The sequence below is a fragment of the Streptomyces sp. NPDC050549 genome (assembly GCF_040655035.1).
In the GTDB taxonomy this organism is placed as follows: Bacteria; Actinomycetota; Actinomycetes; order Streptomycetales; family Streptomycetaceae; genus Streptomyces.
In genome coordinates this window covers 1-15517 of sequence record NZ_JBFAJD010000054.1, presented here as the reverse complement: position 1 = coordinate 15517, position 15517 = coordinate 1, and the positions used below count along the sequence as shown (strand labels likewise).

Annotated in this window: 13 protein-coding genes and 1 pseudogene; 6 read left to right on the top strand and 8 right to left on the bottom strand. The window is 70.6% G+C overall.

Annotated elements, in window-relative coordinates; all coding sequences use genetic code 11:
• Positions 1-66: 66 nt before the first annotated feature.
• From AB0I51_RS43385 to AB0I51_RS43375, 3 genes are all read left to right on the top strand, one after another.
• Positions 67-2457 carry an MFS transporter gene (locus AB0I51_RS43385; protein WP_362984208.1) on the top strand — a complete coding sequence of 797 codons (2391 nt, stop codon included), beginning with the start codon at positions 67-69 and terminating at the stop codon, positions 2455-2457.
• Between the two features lie 206 nt (positions 2458-2663).
• Entirely contained in the window at positions 2664-5108 is a 2445-nt protein-coding gene (locus AB0I51_RS43380) for a SpoIIE family protein phosphatase (protein ID WP_362984206.1), read from the top strand.
• A 162-nt stretch (positions 5109-5270) separates the two neighbouring features.
• Complete coding sequence (locus AB0I51_RS43375; protein ID WP_362984204.1) at positions 5271-5999, top strand: class I SAM-dependent methyltransferase; 729 nt, start codon at positions 5271-5273, stop codon at positions 5997-5999.
• A 46-nt stretch (positions 6000-6045) separates the two neighbouring features.
• On the opposite strand, the gene AB0I51_RS43370 is transcribed toward AB0I51_RS43375, so the two are convergent.
• Together AB0I51_RS43370 and AB0I51_RS43365 are read right to left on the bottom strand one after the other, a co-directional pair.
• A complete protein-coding gene (locus AB0I51_RS43370; RefSeq protein ID WP_362984202.1) occupies positions 6046-6963 on the bottom strand; it encodes an SDR family NAD(P)-dependent oxidoreductase in 918 nt (305 codons plus the stop codon).
• Positions 6964-7000: 37 nt separating this feature from the next.
• Positions 7001-7738 (bottom strand): cytochrome P450, encoded by a 738-nt coding sequence (locus AB0I51_RS43365; protein WP_362984200.1) that lies wholly within the window; start codon positions 7736-7738, stop codon positions 7001-7003.
• On the opposite strand from AB0I51_RS43365, the gene AB0I51_RS43360 reads away from it, so the two are divergent.
• Positions 7703-8188: a hypothetical protein gene (locus AB0I51_RS43360; RefSeq protein ID WP_362984198.1), complete on the top strand. Its 486-nt coding sequence runs from the start codon at positions 7703-7705 to the stop codon at positions 8186-8188. The genes AB0I51_RS43365 and AB0I51_RS43360 overlap by 36 nt on opposite strands.
• Before the next feature lie 63 nt (positions 8189-8251).
• Here AB0I51_RS43360 and AB0I51_RS43355 read toward each other — a convergent pair whose 3' ends face one another.
• Both AB0I51_RS43355 and AB0I51_RS43350 read right to left on the bottom strand, forming a co-directional pair.
• A complete protein-coding gene (locus tag AB0I51_RS43355) occupies positions 8252-8650 on the bottom strand; it encodes a nuclear transport factor 2 family protein (RefSeq protein ID WP_362984196.1) in 399 nt (132 codons plus the stop codon).
• 46 nt (positions 8651-8696) lie between these two features.
• Positions 8697-9095: a nuclear transport factor 2 family protein gene (locus AB0I51_RS43350; RefSeq protein WP_362984194.1), complete on the bottom strand. Its 399-nt coding sequence runs from the start codon at positions 9093-9095 to the stop codon at positions 8697-8699.
• Positions 9096-9250: 155 nt separating this feature from the next.
• On the opposite strand from AB0I51_RS43350, the gene AB0I51_RS43345 reads away from it, so the two are divergent.
• On the top strand, positions 9251-10300 hold the full coding sequence (locus AB0I51_RS43345; protein ID WP_362984192.1) for a cyclase family protein: 1050 nt from the start codon (positions 9251-9253) through the stop codon (positions 10298-10300).
• Between the two features lie 79 nt (positions 10301-10379).
• Here the strand turns inward: AB0I51_RS43345 and AB0I51_RS43340 are convergent, their stop codons facing one another.
• On the bottom strand, positions 10380-12368 hold the full coding sequence (locus AB0I51_RS43340) for a dehydrogenase E1 component subunit alpha/beta (protein ID WP_362984190.1): 1989 nt from the start codon (positions 12366-12368) through the stop codon (positions 10380-10382).
• Between the two features lie 141 nt (positions 12369-12509).
• Here AB0I51_RS43340 and AB0I51_RS43335 point away from each other — a divergent pair, with 141 nt between their 5' ends.
• Positions 12510-13223: a TetR/AcrR family transcriptional regulator gene (locus AB0I51_RS43335; RefSeq protein WP_362984188.1), complete on the top strand. Its 714-nt coding sequence runs from the start codon at positions 12510-12512 to the stop codon at positions 13221-13223.
• Between the two features lie 49 nt (positions 13224-13272).
• Here AB0I51_RS43335 and AB0I51_RS43330 read toward each other — a convergent pair whose 3' ends face one another.
• From AB0I51_RS43330 to AB0I51_RS43320, 3 genes and pseudogenes are all read right to left on the bottom strand, one after another.
• Positions 13273-14427 carry an acyl-CoA dehydrogenase family protein gene (locus AB0I51_RS43330; RefSeq protein ID WP_362984186.1) on the bottom strand — a complete coding sequence of 385 codons (1155 nt, stop codon included), beginning with the start codon at positions 14425-14427 and terminating at the stop codon, positions 13273-13275.
• A 1-nt stretch (position 14428) separates the two neighbouring features.
• The gene (locus tag AB0I51_RS43325; protein WP_362984270.1) at positions 14429-14566 is read right to left on the bottom strand and encodes a hypothetical protein; all 138 of its coding nucleotides are present in this window, start codon (positions 14564-14566) and stop codon (positions 14429-14431) included.
• Positions 14567-14651: 85 nt separating this feature from the next.
• Positions 14652-15392: pseudogene (locus tag AB0I51_RS43320) on the bottom strand (alcohol dehydrogenase catalytic domain-containing protein); the annotation flags it as partial.
• Positions 15393-15517 lie beyond the last annotated feature (125 nt).

Sequence of the window (15517 nt, the reverse complement as noted above, 5' to 3'; positions counted from 1 at the left end):
CACGCTTGCACGCAGTTGTCGCCCAAAGCGGGAATTGTGCGGCAGGCGCGACGAGGGGAGCGGTACGTGGGCGGGACGACTCTGGTGCAGGACGAACGGCCCTCGACACCTCCGGAGACCCCGGTCCCCGCACCCGTCGAGAGGGCCGAACTCAGCCCGCGCCGCGTGCGGTTGGTCTTCCTCGGTCTCATGCTCGCGCTGCTCCTCGCCGCCCTCGACCAGATGATCGTCGCGACCGCCCTCCCGAAGATCGTCGGCGAGCTGCACGGCCTGGACAAGATGTCCTGGGCGATCACCGCCTACCTCCTCACCTCCACGGTCGGACTCCCGGTCTACGGCAAACTCGGCGACCTCCTCGGCCGCAAGAGCGTGTTCCAGTTCGCGATCGCGGTCTTCGTGGTCGGCTCCGCGCTCGCGGGCCGCGCCCAGTCCATGGACCAACTCATCGCGTTCCGCGCGGTGCAGGGCATCGGCGCGGGCGGGCTCATGATCGGCGTGCAGGCGATCATCGCGGACATCGTGCCGCCCCGGCAGCGCGGCCGTTTCATGGGCCTGATCGGCGCCACCTTCGGACTCGCCTCCGTCGCTGGCCCGTTGCTCGGCGGCTACTTCACGGACCACCTCTCCTGGCGTTGGTGCTTCTACGTCAACGTGCCCTTCGGCGTGGTGACTCTGGCCGTCGTGACCGTCGTACTGAAACTGCCCAAACCCACCGCCAGGGCCCGCCTCGACATCCTCGGCGCGCTGCTCCTCGCCGCCGCGTCGACGTGCCTCGTCCTGCTGACCAGTTGGGGCGGGACCGAGTACGCCTGGGGCTCGCGCGTCATCCTCGGTCTCGGCGCGGGAGCCGTGGCCGCCGCCGTCCTCTTCCTCGTCGCCGAGCGCTTCGCGCCCGAACCCCTCATCCCGCTACGGCTGTTCAGGGACCCCGTCTTCGACGTCACCGCTCTGGTGGGCCTGGTGATCGGGGTCGCGCTGTTCGGGGCCGCCAGCTATCTGCCGACCTTCCTGCAGATGGTCGACGGGGCGAGCGCGACGGAGTCCGGACTGCTGATGCTGCCCATGATGGGCGGCATCGTCGGCGCGTCCATCATCTCCGGCCAGCTCATCAGCCACACCGGCCGGTACAAGATCTACCCGATCCTCGGCAGCGCCCTCGCCGCGCTCGGCATGTGGCTGCTGTCCCGGCTCGAAGTGGACACGTCCCGGTTGCAGTACAGCGTCTGGATGGCCGTCCTCGGGGCCGGTATCGGCCTGGTGATGCCAGTCCTCGTCCTCGCCGTGCAGAACTCCGTGGGGCCCACCGACCTCGGCACCGCCACCAGCGCCAACAACTACTTCCGGCAGATCGGCGGCAGCGTCGGCGCCGCCGTCTTCGGCACCCTCTTCGCCGACCGGCTCACCGGCGCGCTGCGCGAACGCCTCCCCGCTGGCGCGGGCGCCGGTCTCCCCGACCCCGAGTCCATCACCCCGCAGCTCGTCCACGCGCTGCCCCCGGCGCTGCGCGACAGCTACATCCGGGCCTATGCCGACGCGATGCCCCGGATCTTCCTCTACCTGGTGCCGGTGCTCGCCCTCGGCCTGCTCATCGCCTTCTTCCTCAAGGAGAAACCACTGGTGTCCCACAACGCCCCCGCCGAGACCTCGGAGACCGCGCCCTTCAACTCCCCGATCCCGCAGGCCCGTTCGGGATACGCCGCCGGAATCCCCGTCTGCGGCAGGGTGCAGCACCCCGACGGGACCGTCGTGCCCCGGGCCGCGCTCACCCTCATCGACGTCTCCGGGCAGCAGATCGGGCGCGGTGCCAGCGGTTCGGACGGGCGGTACGCGCTGTCGACGCCCGGCTCCGGGTCGTACGTCCTGATCGCGGCGGCCGGCGGGCACCAGCCGCAGGCGGTGTCGGTGACCGTGGGCGAGCGGCCCGTCGAACTCGATGTCGTCCTCGGCGGCGCCGGACGCCTCGCCGGGAGTGTGCTGACCGCGGACGGCACCCCGGTGCGGGAGGCCGCCGTGACGCTCACCAATGTGCACGGCGAGGTCGTCGCCAGTAGCCGCAGCGGGCGCGAAGGCGGCTATGTGATCAGCGAGTTGGTCGCCGGCGAGTACACCCTCGCGGCCAGCGCGCCCGCGTTCCGCCCGGCCGCCCTACCGGTCAGCGTGCAGGCTTCCCGCGAGACCCGGCAGGACGTCGAACTCGCCGGCGGCTCCGTGCTGCGCGGCACCGTCCGGGCGAGCGGCGGGCGGCCCGTCGAGGACGCGCGCGTGACCCTCCTGGACGCGGCCGGCAACGTCGTCGACACCCTCACCACCGGACCCGACGGCACCTTCCGGTTCGTCGACCTGTCCTCGGGCGAATACACGGTGATCGCCGCGGGGTATCCGCCCGTGGCCACCGTGCTCCAGGTGGCGGGCGGGGGACGCACCGAGCGCGATCTGCAACTCGGTCACGAGGACTGACCCCCTGCCCCACGGGGCGCGCAGGCGCACGCCGGTGCGGATCGGATGGAACCAATTCCAGGAATGCCGCACATCGCCACCGGCCGTCCCCGTAGCGTGGTGGGTGGCGGCACAGATCTTGCGGAGCCGTGGGGAGAGAGGGCCTGGGCCATGGACGTGGCACCGAGCGGGAGGCGCCTCCCGGCCGCGGAGCCGGGGACGACGTGGTGAGCGAGCACACCGCGGCGGGCCGTATCCCGCTGGCCGTGATCCTCATCGACCGCGACGGACTCGTCTCGCACTGGAGCCGAGGCGCCCGGCGACTGTTCGGCACCACCAAGGAAGAGGCGATCGGCCAGACGGCGGTCGACCTGCTCCCCGTCTCAGGCGCCCTGCCCGACGACGAAGAGACCAGCCCCTACGGCGTGTTCGCGTCCTACGACGGTCTGGGCCCGGACCTGGAGTCCTCCCTCGACGGACAGCTGTCCTACCCGGCCGCCGGACGCGCCCGCCTCACCGTGCCCGAGCGAGGCGAGACGGGGGTCACCCCGGCCGAAGACTCGGCGAGCGATCGCGTGGACGTCCTGTGGTGGGCGTACCCCCTGGTCGGCCCCGGCCGGGAGCGGCTGCTCGTACTCGCCGCCGACGCGGGCGGCCTGCGCGAGGACCTCCCCGAGGCGGACGGCGCCTTCGAGCGCATAGCACCCGCCTTCGCGCACCACACCGACTTCCCGGGCGCCGACGAACTCGCCCGCAGGCTCCCCGAGATCCTGCCCAGCATGAGCGTCGACGAAAGCGCCCGCATCGTCGCCCAGGTCCTCGAACTCGGCTATCCCGTCCTGGAGTTCAGCCAGAACGAGCGGGTGCCCGTGACCCCCGACTGGGGCGTCGCCCGCCGCGCCGAGCGCAAGGCGCGCCGCGAGCGGGCCGCCCTCGCGGCCGCCGAGGGCCTGCCCCTGCCCGAGGAGGTCGTGGACGAGCGCGAGGACCTCGAATACGTCGCCGTACGCGAGCGCCTGGAGTTCCTCAACGAGGTCAGCGGACGCATCGGCACCTCGCTCGACCTCGCCACCACCATCCTCGAGGTCAGCCGGGCCGTCGTACCCCGCTTCACGGATGTCGCCGGCACCTATCTGCGCGAACAGGTCGTCGCAGGCGAGGGGTTTCCCGACGGTGTGCCGGACACCACCACCATGTGGCACCGGGTCGCCCTGGAGCACACCGACGAACCCGGCCGCTGGGACGACGTCGTACCGGTCGGCGAGGCCATGCCGTTCCCGGCGCACACCCCGTTCTTCCAGTGCATGACCACCGGCGACCCCGTCCTCGTGCCGCGCATCAGCGAGCAGATGGGGCACATGATCGCCTCGCAGTTCGAGAAGCGCGACATCCGGCCGCTGATCACCGGCCGCTCCATGCTGGTCGTCCCGCTCAAGGCGCGCAATGTCGTCCTCGGCTTCATGATCCTGCTGCGCCACCCCGAGCGCGTCGAGTTCAACGACATGGACCGCGTCACCGGCGCCGAACTCGCCGCCCGCGCGGGCCTCGTGCTCGACAACGCGCGTATGTACACCTACCAGGAGTCCGTCGCCGAGACCCTCCAGGACAGCATGCTGCCGCACATCCCGGCACGCATGGCGGGCTGCGACATCGCCACCCGCTACCTGCCGGGCACGCTCCTCGGACGCGTGGGCGGCGACTGGTTCGACTCGGTGAAACTGCCCGGCGCCCGCACCGCGCTCGTCGTCGGCGACGTCATGGGCCACGGCCTCAACTCGGCAGCCATGATGGGCCAGTTGCGCACCGCCGTACAGACCATGGCCGCCATGGACCTCCCGCCCGCCCAACTCCTGCGCAACCTGGACGACTTGGCGCAGCGCCTCGGCGACAACTACCTCGCGACCTGCCTGTACGTCGTCTACGACCCGATCGCGGGCGAACTCCACATCGCCAACGCGGGACACATCCCGCCGGTGATCGTGCGGGCCCGGGACGGCCGCAGCGAACTGCTCGACCTGCCCACGGGCGCGCCCATCGGCGTCGGCGGGGTGCCCTTCGAGTCGGTACGCGTGCGTGTGGACCCCGGCGACCGGCTGGTGATGTGCACCGACGGTCTGGTGGAGGTGCGGGGCGAGGACATCGGCGTAGGACTCGCGACGCTGAGCGAGTCGGCCGCACATCCGGCCGCGTCCATGGACGACGCCTGCGACACGATCATCCGCTCCCTCAACACACGCGGCGGCCGCAAGGACGACGTCGCTCTCCTGATGGCCCGCCTGAACGGCATCGAGCCGGACGACGTCGCCGAATGGCGGCTCGCCCTCGACCCGGCCGAGGCCGGCCGGGCCCGCGCGGTGGTCCGCGAACAGCTCCACGAGTGGGGCCTCGCCAAACTCGCCGACACCGCGGCCCTGTTGGCCGACGAGCTGGTCACCAACGCCGTACGGCACTCCCACGGCCGCCGGATCGAACTGCGCCTCGTGCGCGGCGACACCCTGCTGTGCGAGGTGGACGACGACGACCCCACCCTGCCGACCCTGCTCAGCGCGGGCCCGGGCGACGAGTTCGGCCGCGGACTGCACGTGGTCGGTGGACTCGCCCGTGAGTGGGGCGCCAGCCGTACCACCGCCGGCAAGACCGTCTGGTTCGAACTCACCCTGCCGCGCCGCTGACGCGCAGGTGACGGCGGGGGCGCACGAGGCGCACACCGGCGTACACGGGTCGAATGAGCGGTGAAGGAATGCGCCGCGTGCTTGTGAGCGGGACCAGGGCGCGATAGACCGTACTGGCCCGTCACTTACGGCGGAACGGCCTTGTATCCTGGGGAGTTGGGCATGAGCGTGACGAGTCGGTACCGGGACGCCTGGGAGGGTTTCTGGCGCGAGGCGCCCGAGGAACAGGGGGCCGTCTTCTGGGACGCGTCGCCGACCCAGACCGTCGGACTCCATCTCGCCCTGTTCGAACCGAAGTTGCGGGACCCCGGCCTCCAGATGATCGACCTCGGCTGCGGCAACGGCACTCAGACCCGGTTCCTCGCCGACCGGTTCAACCACGTCGTGGGCGCCGACCTGTCCGCCGCGGCCGTCGACCACGCCAGGCGTGCGGACCCGGCGGGGCAGGCGACCTACCGGCTGCTGGACGCGACCGACAAGACCGAGGTCGAGACACTGCACGCCGAACTCGGCGACGCCAACGTCTACATGAGGGGCGTGCTGCACCAGGTCGACCCCGACGACCGGCAGCCGCTGGTGGACGGGATCGCCACACTCGTCGGAGAGCGCGGCCGTCTCTTCCTCGTCGAACTCGCCGAGGCCGCCCGCCCGATCATCGGAGGCCTGTCCCAGGACCCGGAGGGGCCGCCCGCGAAGCTCGCCCCGATCCTCCGCCACGGCCTCGCCCCCGGCGAGGTTTCCGACGGCGAGGTGCCCGAACTCCTCCGCGCGGCCGGCCTCGCCATTCTCGCGAGCGGTGAACTCCCCCTGATCACCACCGAGTTCAGGGCCGACGGCGCCCGCATCGAGCTGCCGTCGAAGTGGCACATCGCGGGCCGCGCGACCACCTGAGGCGACAGGGGGAGGCGGGGCGGCTCACCGCCTCCCCCCGTCCGTCCTAGCCGAACTGGTGCTTGAGGAACGAGCCGGACCACGCCATCAGGTCTGCGGGCACGTAGTAGCCCTTCTCGTCGTTGATCGCGTCCCAGTTCTTCGCGACGTCCTCGACGGAGGCCGCGCCGCCCTCGTGCGCGTACCCCTCCGTCGAGGCCAGGAAGACCCGCGCGAACCGCCCCGCACCGGCCGTGTAGATCTCCCCGCTCACCGGGACGCTCTCGTGCGCGAGGTAGGCCACCATCGGCGCCACCGCCGACGACGGCATGTACGGCATGCCCTCCGCGGTCTCGGCGGGCTCCTCCTCGGGGCCGCCGCCCATCCGGGTCATCGCGGCCGGCGCGATCAGGTTGACCTTGATGTCGTGCGGCTCGCCCGCCAGTTTCGCGCTGCGTGCCATGCCGACCGTGCCCGCCTTCGCGGCGGCGTAGGACAGGTTGTTGTCCATGCCGAACATGCCGCTGGAGGTGGTCAGGACGACCCGGCCGTAGCCCTGCTCCACGAAGTGCGGCCAGGCGGCCCGCATCGTGTTGAAGGAACCGAGGAGGTGGACGGCCAAGTGCCGTTCCAGGTTGTCGAGTTCGATCTCCGGCAGGCCCGCGTAGCGGATGATCCCGGCGTTGTTGACGAGGACGTCGATCCGCCCGAAGCTCTGGATCGCGGTGTCGACGATGGCCTCGCCGCCGGCCTGCGTGGAGACGTCGTGGGTGTCGGCCACGGCCTGGCCGCCCGCGGCGATGATCCCGTCGACGACCTTCTGCGCGGGTCCGGCGTCGGAGCCCTCGCCCTCCATCGACCCGCCCAGGTCGTTGACGACGACCTTCGCCCCGCGCTCCGCCAGCAGACGGGCGTAGGCGCGGCCGAGGCCACGGCCCGCGCCGGTGACGACGGCGACGCGTCCTTCGAAGCCGAACTCGCTCATGGGTGACTCCAGTTGTGTGCGGGAAGGCGTGGGGTGGCTACCAGGTGACCGGCAGCTCGTGAATGCCGTAGGCGAGCGCGTCGTCCCGGCGGAACCTCAGCTCGTCGAAGCCGACCGCGAGGCGCAGGGTCGGGACGCGGCGGTACAACGTGCCGTAGACGACCTGCAGTTCGATGCGGGCGAGCTGCTGGCCGAGGCACTGGTGGATGCCCCAGGCGAAGGCGTGGTGGTGCCGGGCCTCGCGGGTGATGCCGAACTTCTCCGGCTCGGGGAAGGCCGCCGGGTCCCAGTTGCCCGCGGGCAGCGGGACGACGATGCCCTCGCCGGCCTTGATGGTGACGCCCTCGATCTCGATGTCCTCGGCGGCGATCCGCCGCTGGCCGAGGGCCGGGATCGTCAGATAGCGCAGGATCTCCTCGACCGCGTTGGCGACGGCCTTCGGGTCGTCCGTCCCGCGCAGCAGGGCGAGTTGTCCGGGGTTCTGCAGCAGCAGGGCGGTGCCCAGGGTGATCATGCTGGCGCTGGTCTCGTGACCGGCGATCAGCAGGATCATGCAGAGCATGACGGCCTCGGGCAGGGTGACTTCGCCCGCCTTGATCCGCCCGGCGAAGTCCGAGATGACGTCGTCGCTCGGCTCCTCCATCCGCTTCTGCAGCAGCCCGGCCAGATAGCCGCCCAGCGCTTCCATGGCCGTCCGGTCCTGCTCGGCGGTCTTGTCGCTGCGGGTCGCCAGCGAGGCGTGCTCCTGGAAGAACTCGTGGTCCTCGTACGGCACTCCGAGCAGCGCGCAGATCATCAGCGAGGGCAGCGGCAGCGCGAGCGCCTCCACCAGGTCGACCGGTTTCGGGCCCGCGAGCATGGGGCCGGCTTCCCCAACTTCTTCTTCCCCGGCGGCCCGCACGGCGCGACCGGCAACAACCCGCGCTACGCCGGCGACCAGGTCGAGATCATCACCGAGGTCATCGTCCACACCCGCGACAGCGGCTACGACGTCATCGAGGTCACCGAGGCCGCCGAGGAGGAGTGGACGGACGCCATGAACAACAGCACGATGTCCTCCTTCCTGGAGAGCAGCTACTTCTACGGCGGCAACATCCCCGGCAAGCCGGTCAAGCAGCTCCTCAACCCGACGGGCCGCTGGGCGCTCCAGGAGACGATCAACGCCGTCAGGCAGAACGACTTCCCGACCTTCGTCCTGTCCAAGGCCGAGCACCCGGAAGCCTGAACGCCCGGATGCCCGTGCCGCCCTGGACGTGGGCGGCACGGGCATCCGGGCTTCCGCCGAGGTCTACTCCGCGAACGTCGTGACCCGGTGCTGGAACAGCCATGCGCCGTCGTGCCGGCGCAGGACGTCGTCGTAGCGTCCGACCGTCTGTACCGTCCAGCCGGCCTTGCCGCGCGCGAAGAAGGCCAGGTTGCTGGTGGCGGTCGCCTCGTCCTCGGTGGCGGAGGTGACGACGGTGTTGGCGATCAGGTGCAACTGCGGCGTCTGGGGTGCGAAGCCGCCGAAGCCCTGCCGTATCGCCTCCCGGCCCTCGAACCTGGCCATGCCGACGATCTCGGCGACGCCGTCGGGGGTGTACAGGGCGGCGATCTCGTCGGCCCGCCCGGCGTCCAGGGCCTGGGCGTAGGCCGCGATGGCGGTCTGGACGGCCGCCGCGACGGACGCGTCGATCGATGTGGTCATCTCACTCCAAGATCGAGAAGGTCAACGGGATTGCCGAGGACGGCCGTTACGCCTGGTACGTGGTCTTCCTGCGGTGCAGCAGCCAGGTGCCGTCCTGGCGGTGCAGGGTGTCGTCGTAGTGCCCGACCACGCCGATCGCCCAGCCCGTCTCGCCGCGCTGGAGGAAGACCACGTCGCTCAGCGCGCGGGCCTCGTCCTCGCCCGTGGACGTCACGACGGTGTTGGTCACCAGGTGGAGCTGCGGCTGGACCGGCTCCCAGCCCTTGAAGGCCGCGTGGATCGCGTCGCGCCCCTGGACCGGGTCCATGCCCGGGATCTCCAGGACGGCGTCGGGCGTGTACAGCGCGACGAGGTCGTCGGTGCGGCCGGCGTCCTGGGCCTGGGTGTGCGCGCCGAGCACGGCCCGTACGCCCGCCACGACCCACGCCTGTGTGGATTCGCTCATTCTTCGCTCCAAGGTCGGGTGTTTCGACCACTCGGTCTATTGATGAGTCGAAGATAAAGGGAGGGGGTGCGCAGGATTCGTTGACCGATCGGTACAATCACAAATAACATGCGGGCGGCTGGTCAACGGGGACTGTCGCCGAAGGAGGCGTGATCATGACGAAGCGTTGGAAGCAGCGTCCGCCGGGCTCTACGTGGGGCGATTGGGGTGAGGGCGACGAACTGGGTCGTATCAACCTGCTCACTCCCGAGAAGGTGCTCCAAGGGGTCCGCGAGGTCGAGCACGGCATCAGCTTCAGCCTGAGCCTGCCGCTCGACTATCCGGGCGGGAGCGAGCTGAACCAGCGGCGCTACCCTCCGCTCCTGCGGCCCACCGAGGACCTCGAACACAAGCAGGACGTCTTCTACAACATCAAGGCGCGCGAGCACTTCTCGCCGCACCTCAGGGACGTCTGGTCCGACGACGTGGTGACCCTCTGGCTCCAGTACTCGACGCAGTGGGACGCACTCGCCCACCAGGGCCAGGAGTTCGACGCCGACGGTGACGGCGTCGAGGAGGCGGTCTACTACAACGGGTACCGCGCCGACGTCGACATCGTCGGACCGCAGGAGGACGCCAAGGGCGACGGCAGCGGCACCCTCGGCTTCGCCCGCCACCTCGGCCTCGAGCACATGGCGGAGCGCGGGGTCCAGGGCCGGGGCGTCCTGATCGACCTCGCCCACCACCTGGGCAACACCTGGCAGCCGGTCAACCTGAAGACCCTTCAGGAGATCATGGCGGCGGACAACATCGTCGTCGAACCCGGCGACATGCTCCTCCTGCACACCGGGTTCGACACCGCCGTGATGGCCTGGGGCAAGAACCCCGACCCCGTGGGCATCCACACCACGGCCTCCTACCTCGACGCGTTCGACCCGGCGCTGCTGGAGTGGATCGCCGACTCGCAGATCTCGGCGCTGATCTCGGACAACTACGCCGTCGAGGGCGTGGGCGTCGGCCCCGAGGGCAACACCCCGCACTCGCTGCTCCCGATCCACAACCTCTGCCTCTTCAAACTGGGCGTTCCCCTGGGCGAGTTGTGGTACCTGGAGAAGCTCGCGGCCTGGCTGCGGGAGCACAACCGCAGCCGCTTCCTGCTCACCGCGCCCCCGCTCAACCTGCCCGGCACACAGGGCAGTCCGCTGACGCCGGTCGCGACCGTCTGACCGCCTGACAGCCGCTACGACGGGAAGGGCCCCCAGAGATTCTGGGGGCCCTTCCCGTCGTAGAACCGCTCGTCCCTGCTCAGACCGCGGCGATCCGCCGCACCGTGTCCGCGATCGTGTCCCGCGACGGCAGCCAGACGCGCTCCAGCGAGGGGGCGTACGGCGCCGGGACGGACGGCGGGGCCACGCGGGTGACTGGGGCGTCCAGGTGCCAGAAGCCCTCGTCGACGGCCATCGCGGAGAGTTCCGCGCCGACGCCGAAGTCGCGTACCGCCTCGTGCGCGATGACCAGGCGGTTGGTCTTGGCGAGCGAGGCGAGGACGGTCTCGCGGTCCAGCGGGGCGATGGTGCGCAGGTCGATCACCTCGACGCTGATGCCCTCCCCGGCGAGCAACTCGGCTGCCGCCAGGGCGTCCTGGACCATTCGCGACCAGGAGACGAGCGTGAGGTCGGTGCCCTCGCGGATCACCTTGGCCCTCCCCAGCGGGATCAGGTGGTCGGCCGGGGGCTTGGGGCCCTTGAGGCCGTACTGGAGGCGGTTCTCGACGAAGACCACCGGGTTGGGGTCCTGGACCGCGGCGCGCAACAGGCCATAGGTGTCAGCGGGGTTGGACGGCATCACCACCGTCAGCCCGGGGATGTGCGCGAGCAGCGCCTCCAGGCTCTGCGAGTGCTGGCTGCCCGAGGAGCGGCCGGCGCCGAACTGGGTGCGGACGACCAGCGGCATGGAGGCCCGGCCGCCGGTCATGAAGCGGAGTTTGGCGGCCTGGTTGAGGAGCATGTCGAGGCAGACGCCGATGAAGTCCATGTACATGATCTCGACCACCGGCTTCATCCCGGCCATCGCCGCCCCCACCGCCGTACCGACGATGGCGCTCTCGCTGATCGGCGTGTCCCGCACCCGGCCGGGGAAGGCCTGGGCGAGTCCGCGGGTGAGCCCGAAGACGTTGCCGCCCGCTCCGACATCGATGCCGGCGACGAACACGCTGGGATCCGTGGTGAGTTCGTGCTTCAGGGCCAGTCGTACGGCGTCCATGGACCGGAAGATCTCGGCGTCGGCCGGGAGCGGCGCGGGCTCGGGGATCGGGAGGCGGGGGGCCGAGACGTAGTCGTGCAGGGTCTCTGGGGCGGGTTCCGGCAGGCTCCTCGCCCAGTCGATCGCCGCCTCTGTCTCCTTGTCGATCTCCTCGTCCACGGCGTCGGCAGCCGCCGCGTCCAGCCGGCGGCGGGCGATCAGCAGCGGGTCGCGCTCCTTGGCGGCGGCGACCTCCTCGGCGGGGCGGTAGCGCTCGGGGTCGCCCTCGTAGTGGCCGTGCCAGCGGTAGGTCTCGGCCTCGACGAGGACCGGGCCGCCGCCCGCGCGCAGCCCGGCGACCACTCCGGTCATGGTCTGGGCGACCGCCAGCACGTCGTTGCCGTCGACGTGTTGGTACTCGATGCCGTACCCGGCGGCGCGCGCGGAGAGCGGGGCGCGGTGCTGCTCGGCGGCGGGGGAGAACTCGGAGTAGTGGTTGTTCTCACAGAGGAAGACGACCGGCAGATCCCATACGGCGGCCAGGTTCACGGCCTCGTGGAACATGCCCTGGGCCACCGCCCCGTCCCCGAAGAACGCCACCACCACGTCACCGGCCGTCCGCAGTTTCGCGGTGGTGGCGACCCCTGCGGCGATCGGGAGGCCCGCGCCGACGATGCCGTTCGCGCCGTAGATCCCGAGACCGGGGTCCGCGATGTGCATCGAGCCGCCGCGGCCGTGGCAGGTGCCCGCGTCCTTGCCCATCAGCTCGGCCATCATCGACGCCGAGTCCAGGCCCTTGGCCAGGACGTGGCCGTGGCCGCGGTGGGTGGAGGTGATGCCGTCGCGCGCGCCGAGCGGCCAGCAGGCGCCCACGGCGCTCGCCTCCTGGCCGATCGACAGATGCAGGAAGCCCGGGATCTCCGTCGCCCTGTACAGGTCGGACGCCCGCTCCTCGAAGCGCCGGATGCGGCGCATCCGCCGGTACATCTCCAGGAGCTGGTCCGCCTGTGCGGTGCCGGAGCCGGTGCCGATGTGGTGCGATGCCTGAGTCATACGGTCCTCGCTTTAATGTACCGTTTGGTCTAGCAAACTAGAGCGACGTCCCCGGATCCGCTTCCCCCGGGCGTGCCGTGACGCGGCGCCCGTGCGGACCCGGGACAGCACGCACGTCGTCACAGCCAGGGGAGAGAAGACATGCCACGACCGCCGGGTCATGGGCCGGGCTTCGAAGTCAGGCGCCAGAAGATCATCGACACCGCGGCGTCCCTGTTCGCGCAACAGGGCTACGCGGCGACCTCCATCAACGACCTGGGCCGCGCGGTCGGGCTCGCCAAGGGTGCCCTGTACTACTACATCGGCTCCAAGGAGAACCTGCTCATCGAGATCCAGTCGCGGGTGCTCGGCCCGCTGCTGGCCCGGGCCAAGGAGATCGCGGCCCTCGACGAGGTGCCGCTGCTGCGGCTGCGCCTGCTGTCCGAGTCGCTGCTGACGATCATCTTCCGCAGACTCGACCACATCTGGGTCTACGAACACGACTACCGCAGCCTCAGCGGCAAGGAGCTGGAGATCGTGCTGCGGCAGCGCTCCGACTTCGAGCACCTGATCACCGGGCTGCTCACCGAGGCCGTCGAGGAGGGGACCTTCCGCGCGGTCGAGCCGCACCTGGCCACCCTCCAGTTCCTCAACCTGCACAACCACACCTACCAGTGGGTGCGGCCGGACGGCAGCTGGGACGCCGCGTTCCTGTCCGGCGAGTACTGCGCGACCCTGTTCCGCGGTTTCGCCGCGAACGTCGGCGAACTCCCGGACGTCGAGGCGCTGGCCGCCGAGTTCAAGCACGCCCGGCCCGAACTGCCCCTCGATCCCGAGGCGTTGTGGGAGTCGGAGTCGGTCTCCGTCGCGAGCTGACCGGATCCGCGGTGCGCCGCCGCTTCGGCGCGCCGCGGGACCCGTCGCCTCACGCGCCCTTGACGAGGGCCTTGGCGATGACATTGCGCTGGATCTCGTTCGTGCCCTCGCCGATCTCCAGGATCTTGGCGTCGGCGTAGAAACGGGAGATCTCCGACTCGCGTACGTACCCGTAGCCGCCGTGGATCTGAAGTGCCTGCGAGGCCGCCCGGTTGGCGACCTCGGAGGCGTACAGCTTGGCCATCGCGGCCTCCGTGCTGTGCGGGCGGCCCCGGTCGGCGAGCCACGCGGCGCGGTACACCATCCAGCGGGCCGCCTGGTACTCCGTACCGATGTCCGCGATCTTGTGCGCGACCGCCTGGAAGTCGGAGAGCGGACGCCCGAACTGGTGCCGTTCCTTGGCGTGTTTGACCGCGAGGGCGAGTGCCGCCTTCGCGAGCGAGAGGCCCAGCGCGGCGACGCTGATCCGGCCGCCGTCGAGCACGGACAGGAACTGCCGCAGTCCGTTGCCCTCCTCGCCGATCAGATGGTCGTCGGCGACCCAGCAGTCGGTGAACACCAACTCCCTTGTGTCCATGGCGTGCCAGCCGAGCTTCTTCAGCTTCGCGCCGACCGTGTATCCGGGCGTCCCGGTCGGCACGTAGAAGGTCGCGTACCCCTTGCGGCCGTCCGCGCCCTTGCCGGTCGTGGCCAGCAGGGTGACGCCCTGGCTGATGTCGGTCCCTGCGTTGGTGATGAACATCTTGGTGCCGTTGATCACCCAACCCCCGTCCGCGCGGCGGGCGGTGGTCGCGATACCGGCCGCGTCGGAGCCGGCCTCCGGCTCGGTCAGCCCGAACGCGCCGATCGCCTCGCCCTTGGCCAGCGGGGTCAGCCAGCGGTGCTTCTGTTCCTCGGTGCCGTACGCGAGCAACGGCAGCGTGCCGATGGTCGAGTGCGCGTTCCACGAGGAGGCCACGGACTGGTCGGCGGTGCCGAGTTCCTCCATCACCGCGACATAGGTGACCGTGTCCGAGCCCGCCCCGCCGTACTCCTCCGGCACGAGCATGCCCATCAGGCCGAGTTCGCCGAGCTTGGTGAAGATCTTGGTGGGGAAGATCTCGTTCTCGGACCACTCGGCCGCGTGGGGCGTGATCTCGTTGGCCGCGAACTCGCGGACCATGTCCTGGAGAGCGAGGGTCTCCTCGGGCAGGTCGAAGTCCATGTCACAGTCCCTTCGGGGTCAGCAGCACCTTCAGGTGCTTGGCCCGGTCGGCGGCCAGGTCCTCGAAGACACCGGCTCCTCCCGAGAGCGGAAAACGGCCGGTGATCAGGGCGGAGGCATCCAGACGTCCGGTGCTCATCAGGTCGATCACGCGGGATGTCGAAGTTGTAGCCGAGGGTGCCGACCACCGACCGCTCGTAGAACACGAGTTGGCCCATGTCGAACTCGACGCTGCCGTGCCCGACGCCGGCGAGTACGACCCGCCCGCCGCGCCGGACGATCGACACGGCCTGGCCCGCGAGGGCGGGCACGCCGGTCGCGTCGATCACGACGTCCGGGCCGATGCGGTTCGTTCGCACGAACACCTCGCGCCGTACGTCCGTCGCGCGCGGGTCGAAGGCCTCGGTGACACCGATGCCGAGCAGCATCCCGCGGCGACCCGCGAGGGGTTCGCTCACGAACAGGCCTGCGGCGCCCGCGATCTGGGCGGCCAGGACCACGGCCACGCCGATCGGGCCGCCGCCGACCACGAGGACGTTGTCGCCCGGTTTGACGCCGGCCCGGGTCACGGCGTGCAGGCCTACCGCCAGCGGCTCTGCTACGGCGGCCAGTTCGTCGCTGACGTTGTCCGGGAGGCGGGTCAGGCCGGCCAGCGGGACGGTGACGCGTTCCGCGAAGGCGCCGGGGGAGGCGAGCCCCACGGAGCCGCTCTTGGGGCAGATGTGGTACTCGCCGCGCGTGCACCAGAAGCAGGTGCCGCAGCGCCAGACCGGGTCCGCGGCGACGCGGTCTCCGATGGTGATGCCGGGTACCGGGGTGCCCAACGCGACCACTGTGCCGCTGAGTTCGTGGCCGAGGGCGAGGGGTGGTTTGGTGCCGGTGAGGGGGTGGGGGCCCTCTCGGATCATGTGGGGGCCTTCCAGGTATTCGTGGAGGTCCGTGCCGCAGACTCCGCACCACGACACTTCTACGACTGCTTCGTGGGGGGCGGGTCCGGGGGGGTGCCCCTATCTGTTTCGTCAACCCTGGTGGGGTCGGCTTGTAGGGGTTGATCCTGGTTTTTGGGAACGTCCCGCGAAGCGGGATGTTC

Excerpts from the sequence above, each read along its gene's own strand:
- AB0I51_RS43375 (WP_362984204.1), top strand. The coding sequence starts at position 5,271 with ATGAGCGTGACGAGTCGGTACCGGGACGCCTGGGAGGGTTTCTGGCGC.
- AB0I51_RS43370 (WP_362984202.1), bottom strand. The coding sequence starts at position 6,963 with ATGAGCGAGTTCGGCTTCGAAGGACGCGTCGCCGTCGTCACCGGCGCG.
- AB0I51_RS43355 (WP_362984196.1), bottom strand. The coding sequence starts at position 8,650 with ATGACCACATCGATCGACGCGTCCGTCGCGGCGGCCGTCCAGACCGCC.
- AB0I51_RS43350 (WP_362984194.1), bottom strand. The coding sequence starts at position 9,095 with ATGAGCGAATCCACACAGGCGTGGGTCGTGGCGGGCGTACGGGCCGTG.
- AB0I51_RS43345 (WP_362984192.1), top strand. The coding sequence starts at position 9,251 with ATGACGAAGCGTTGGAAGCAGCGTCCGCCGGGCTCTACGTGGGGCGAT.
- AB0I51_RS43340 (WP_362984190.1), bottom strand. The coding sequence starts at position 12,368 with ATGACTCAGGCATCGCACCACATCGGCACCGGCTCCGGCACCGCACAG.
- AB0I51_RS43335 (WP_362984188.1), top strand. The coding sequence starts at position 12,510 with ATGCCACGACCGCCGGGTCATGGGCCGGGCTTCGAAGTCAGGCGCCAG.
- AB0I51_RS43330 (WP_362984186.1), bottom strand. The coding sequence starts at position 14,427 with ATGGACTTCGACCTGCCCGAGGAGACCCTCGCTCTCCAGGACATGGTC.
- AB0I51_RS43325 (WP_362984270.1), bottom strand. The coding sequence starts at position 14,566 with ATGAGCACCGGACGTCTGGATGCCTCCGCCCTGATCACCGGCCGTTTT.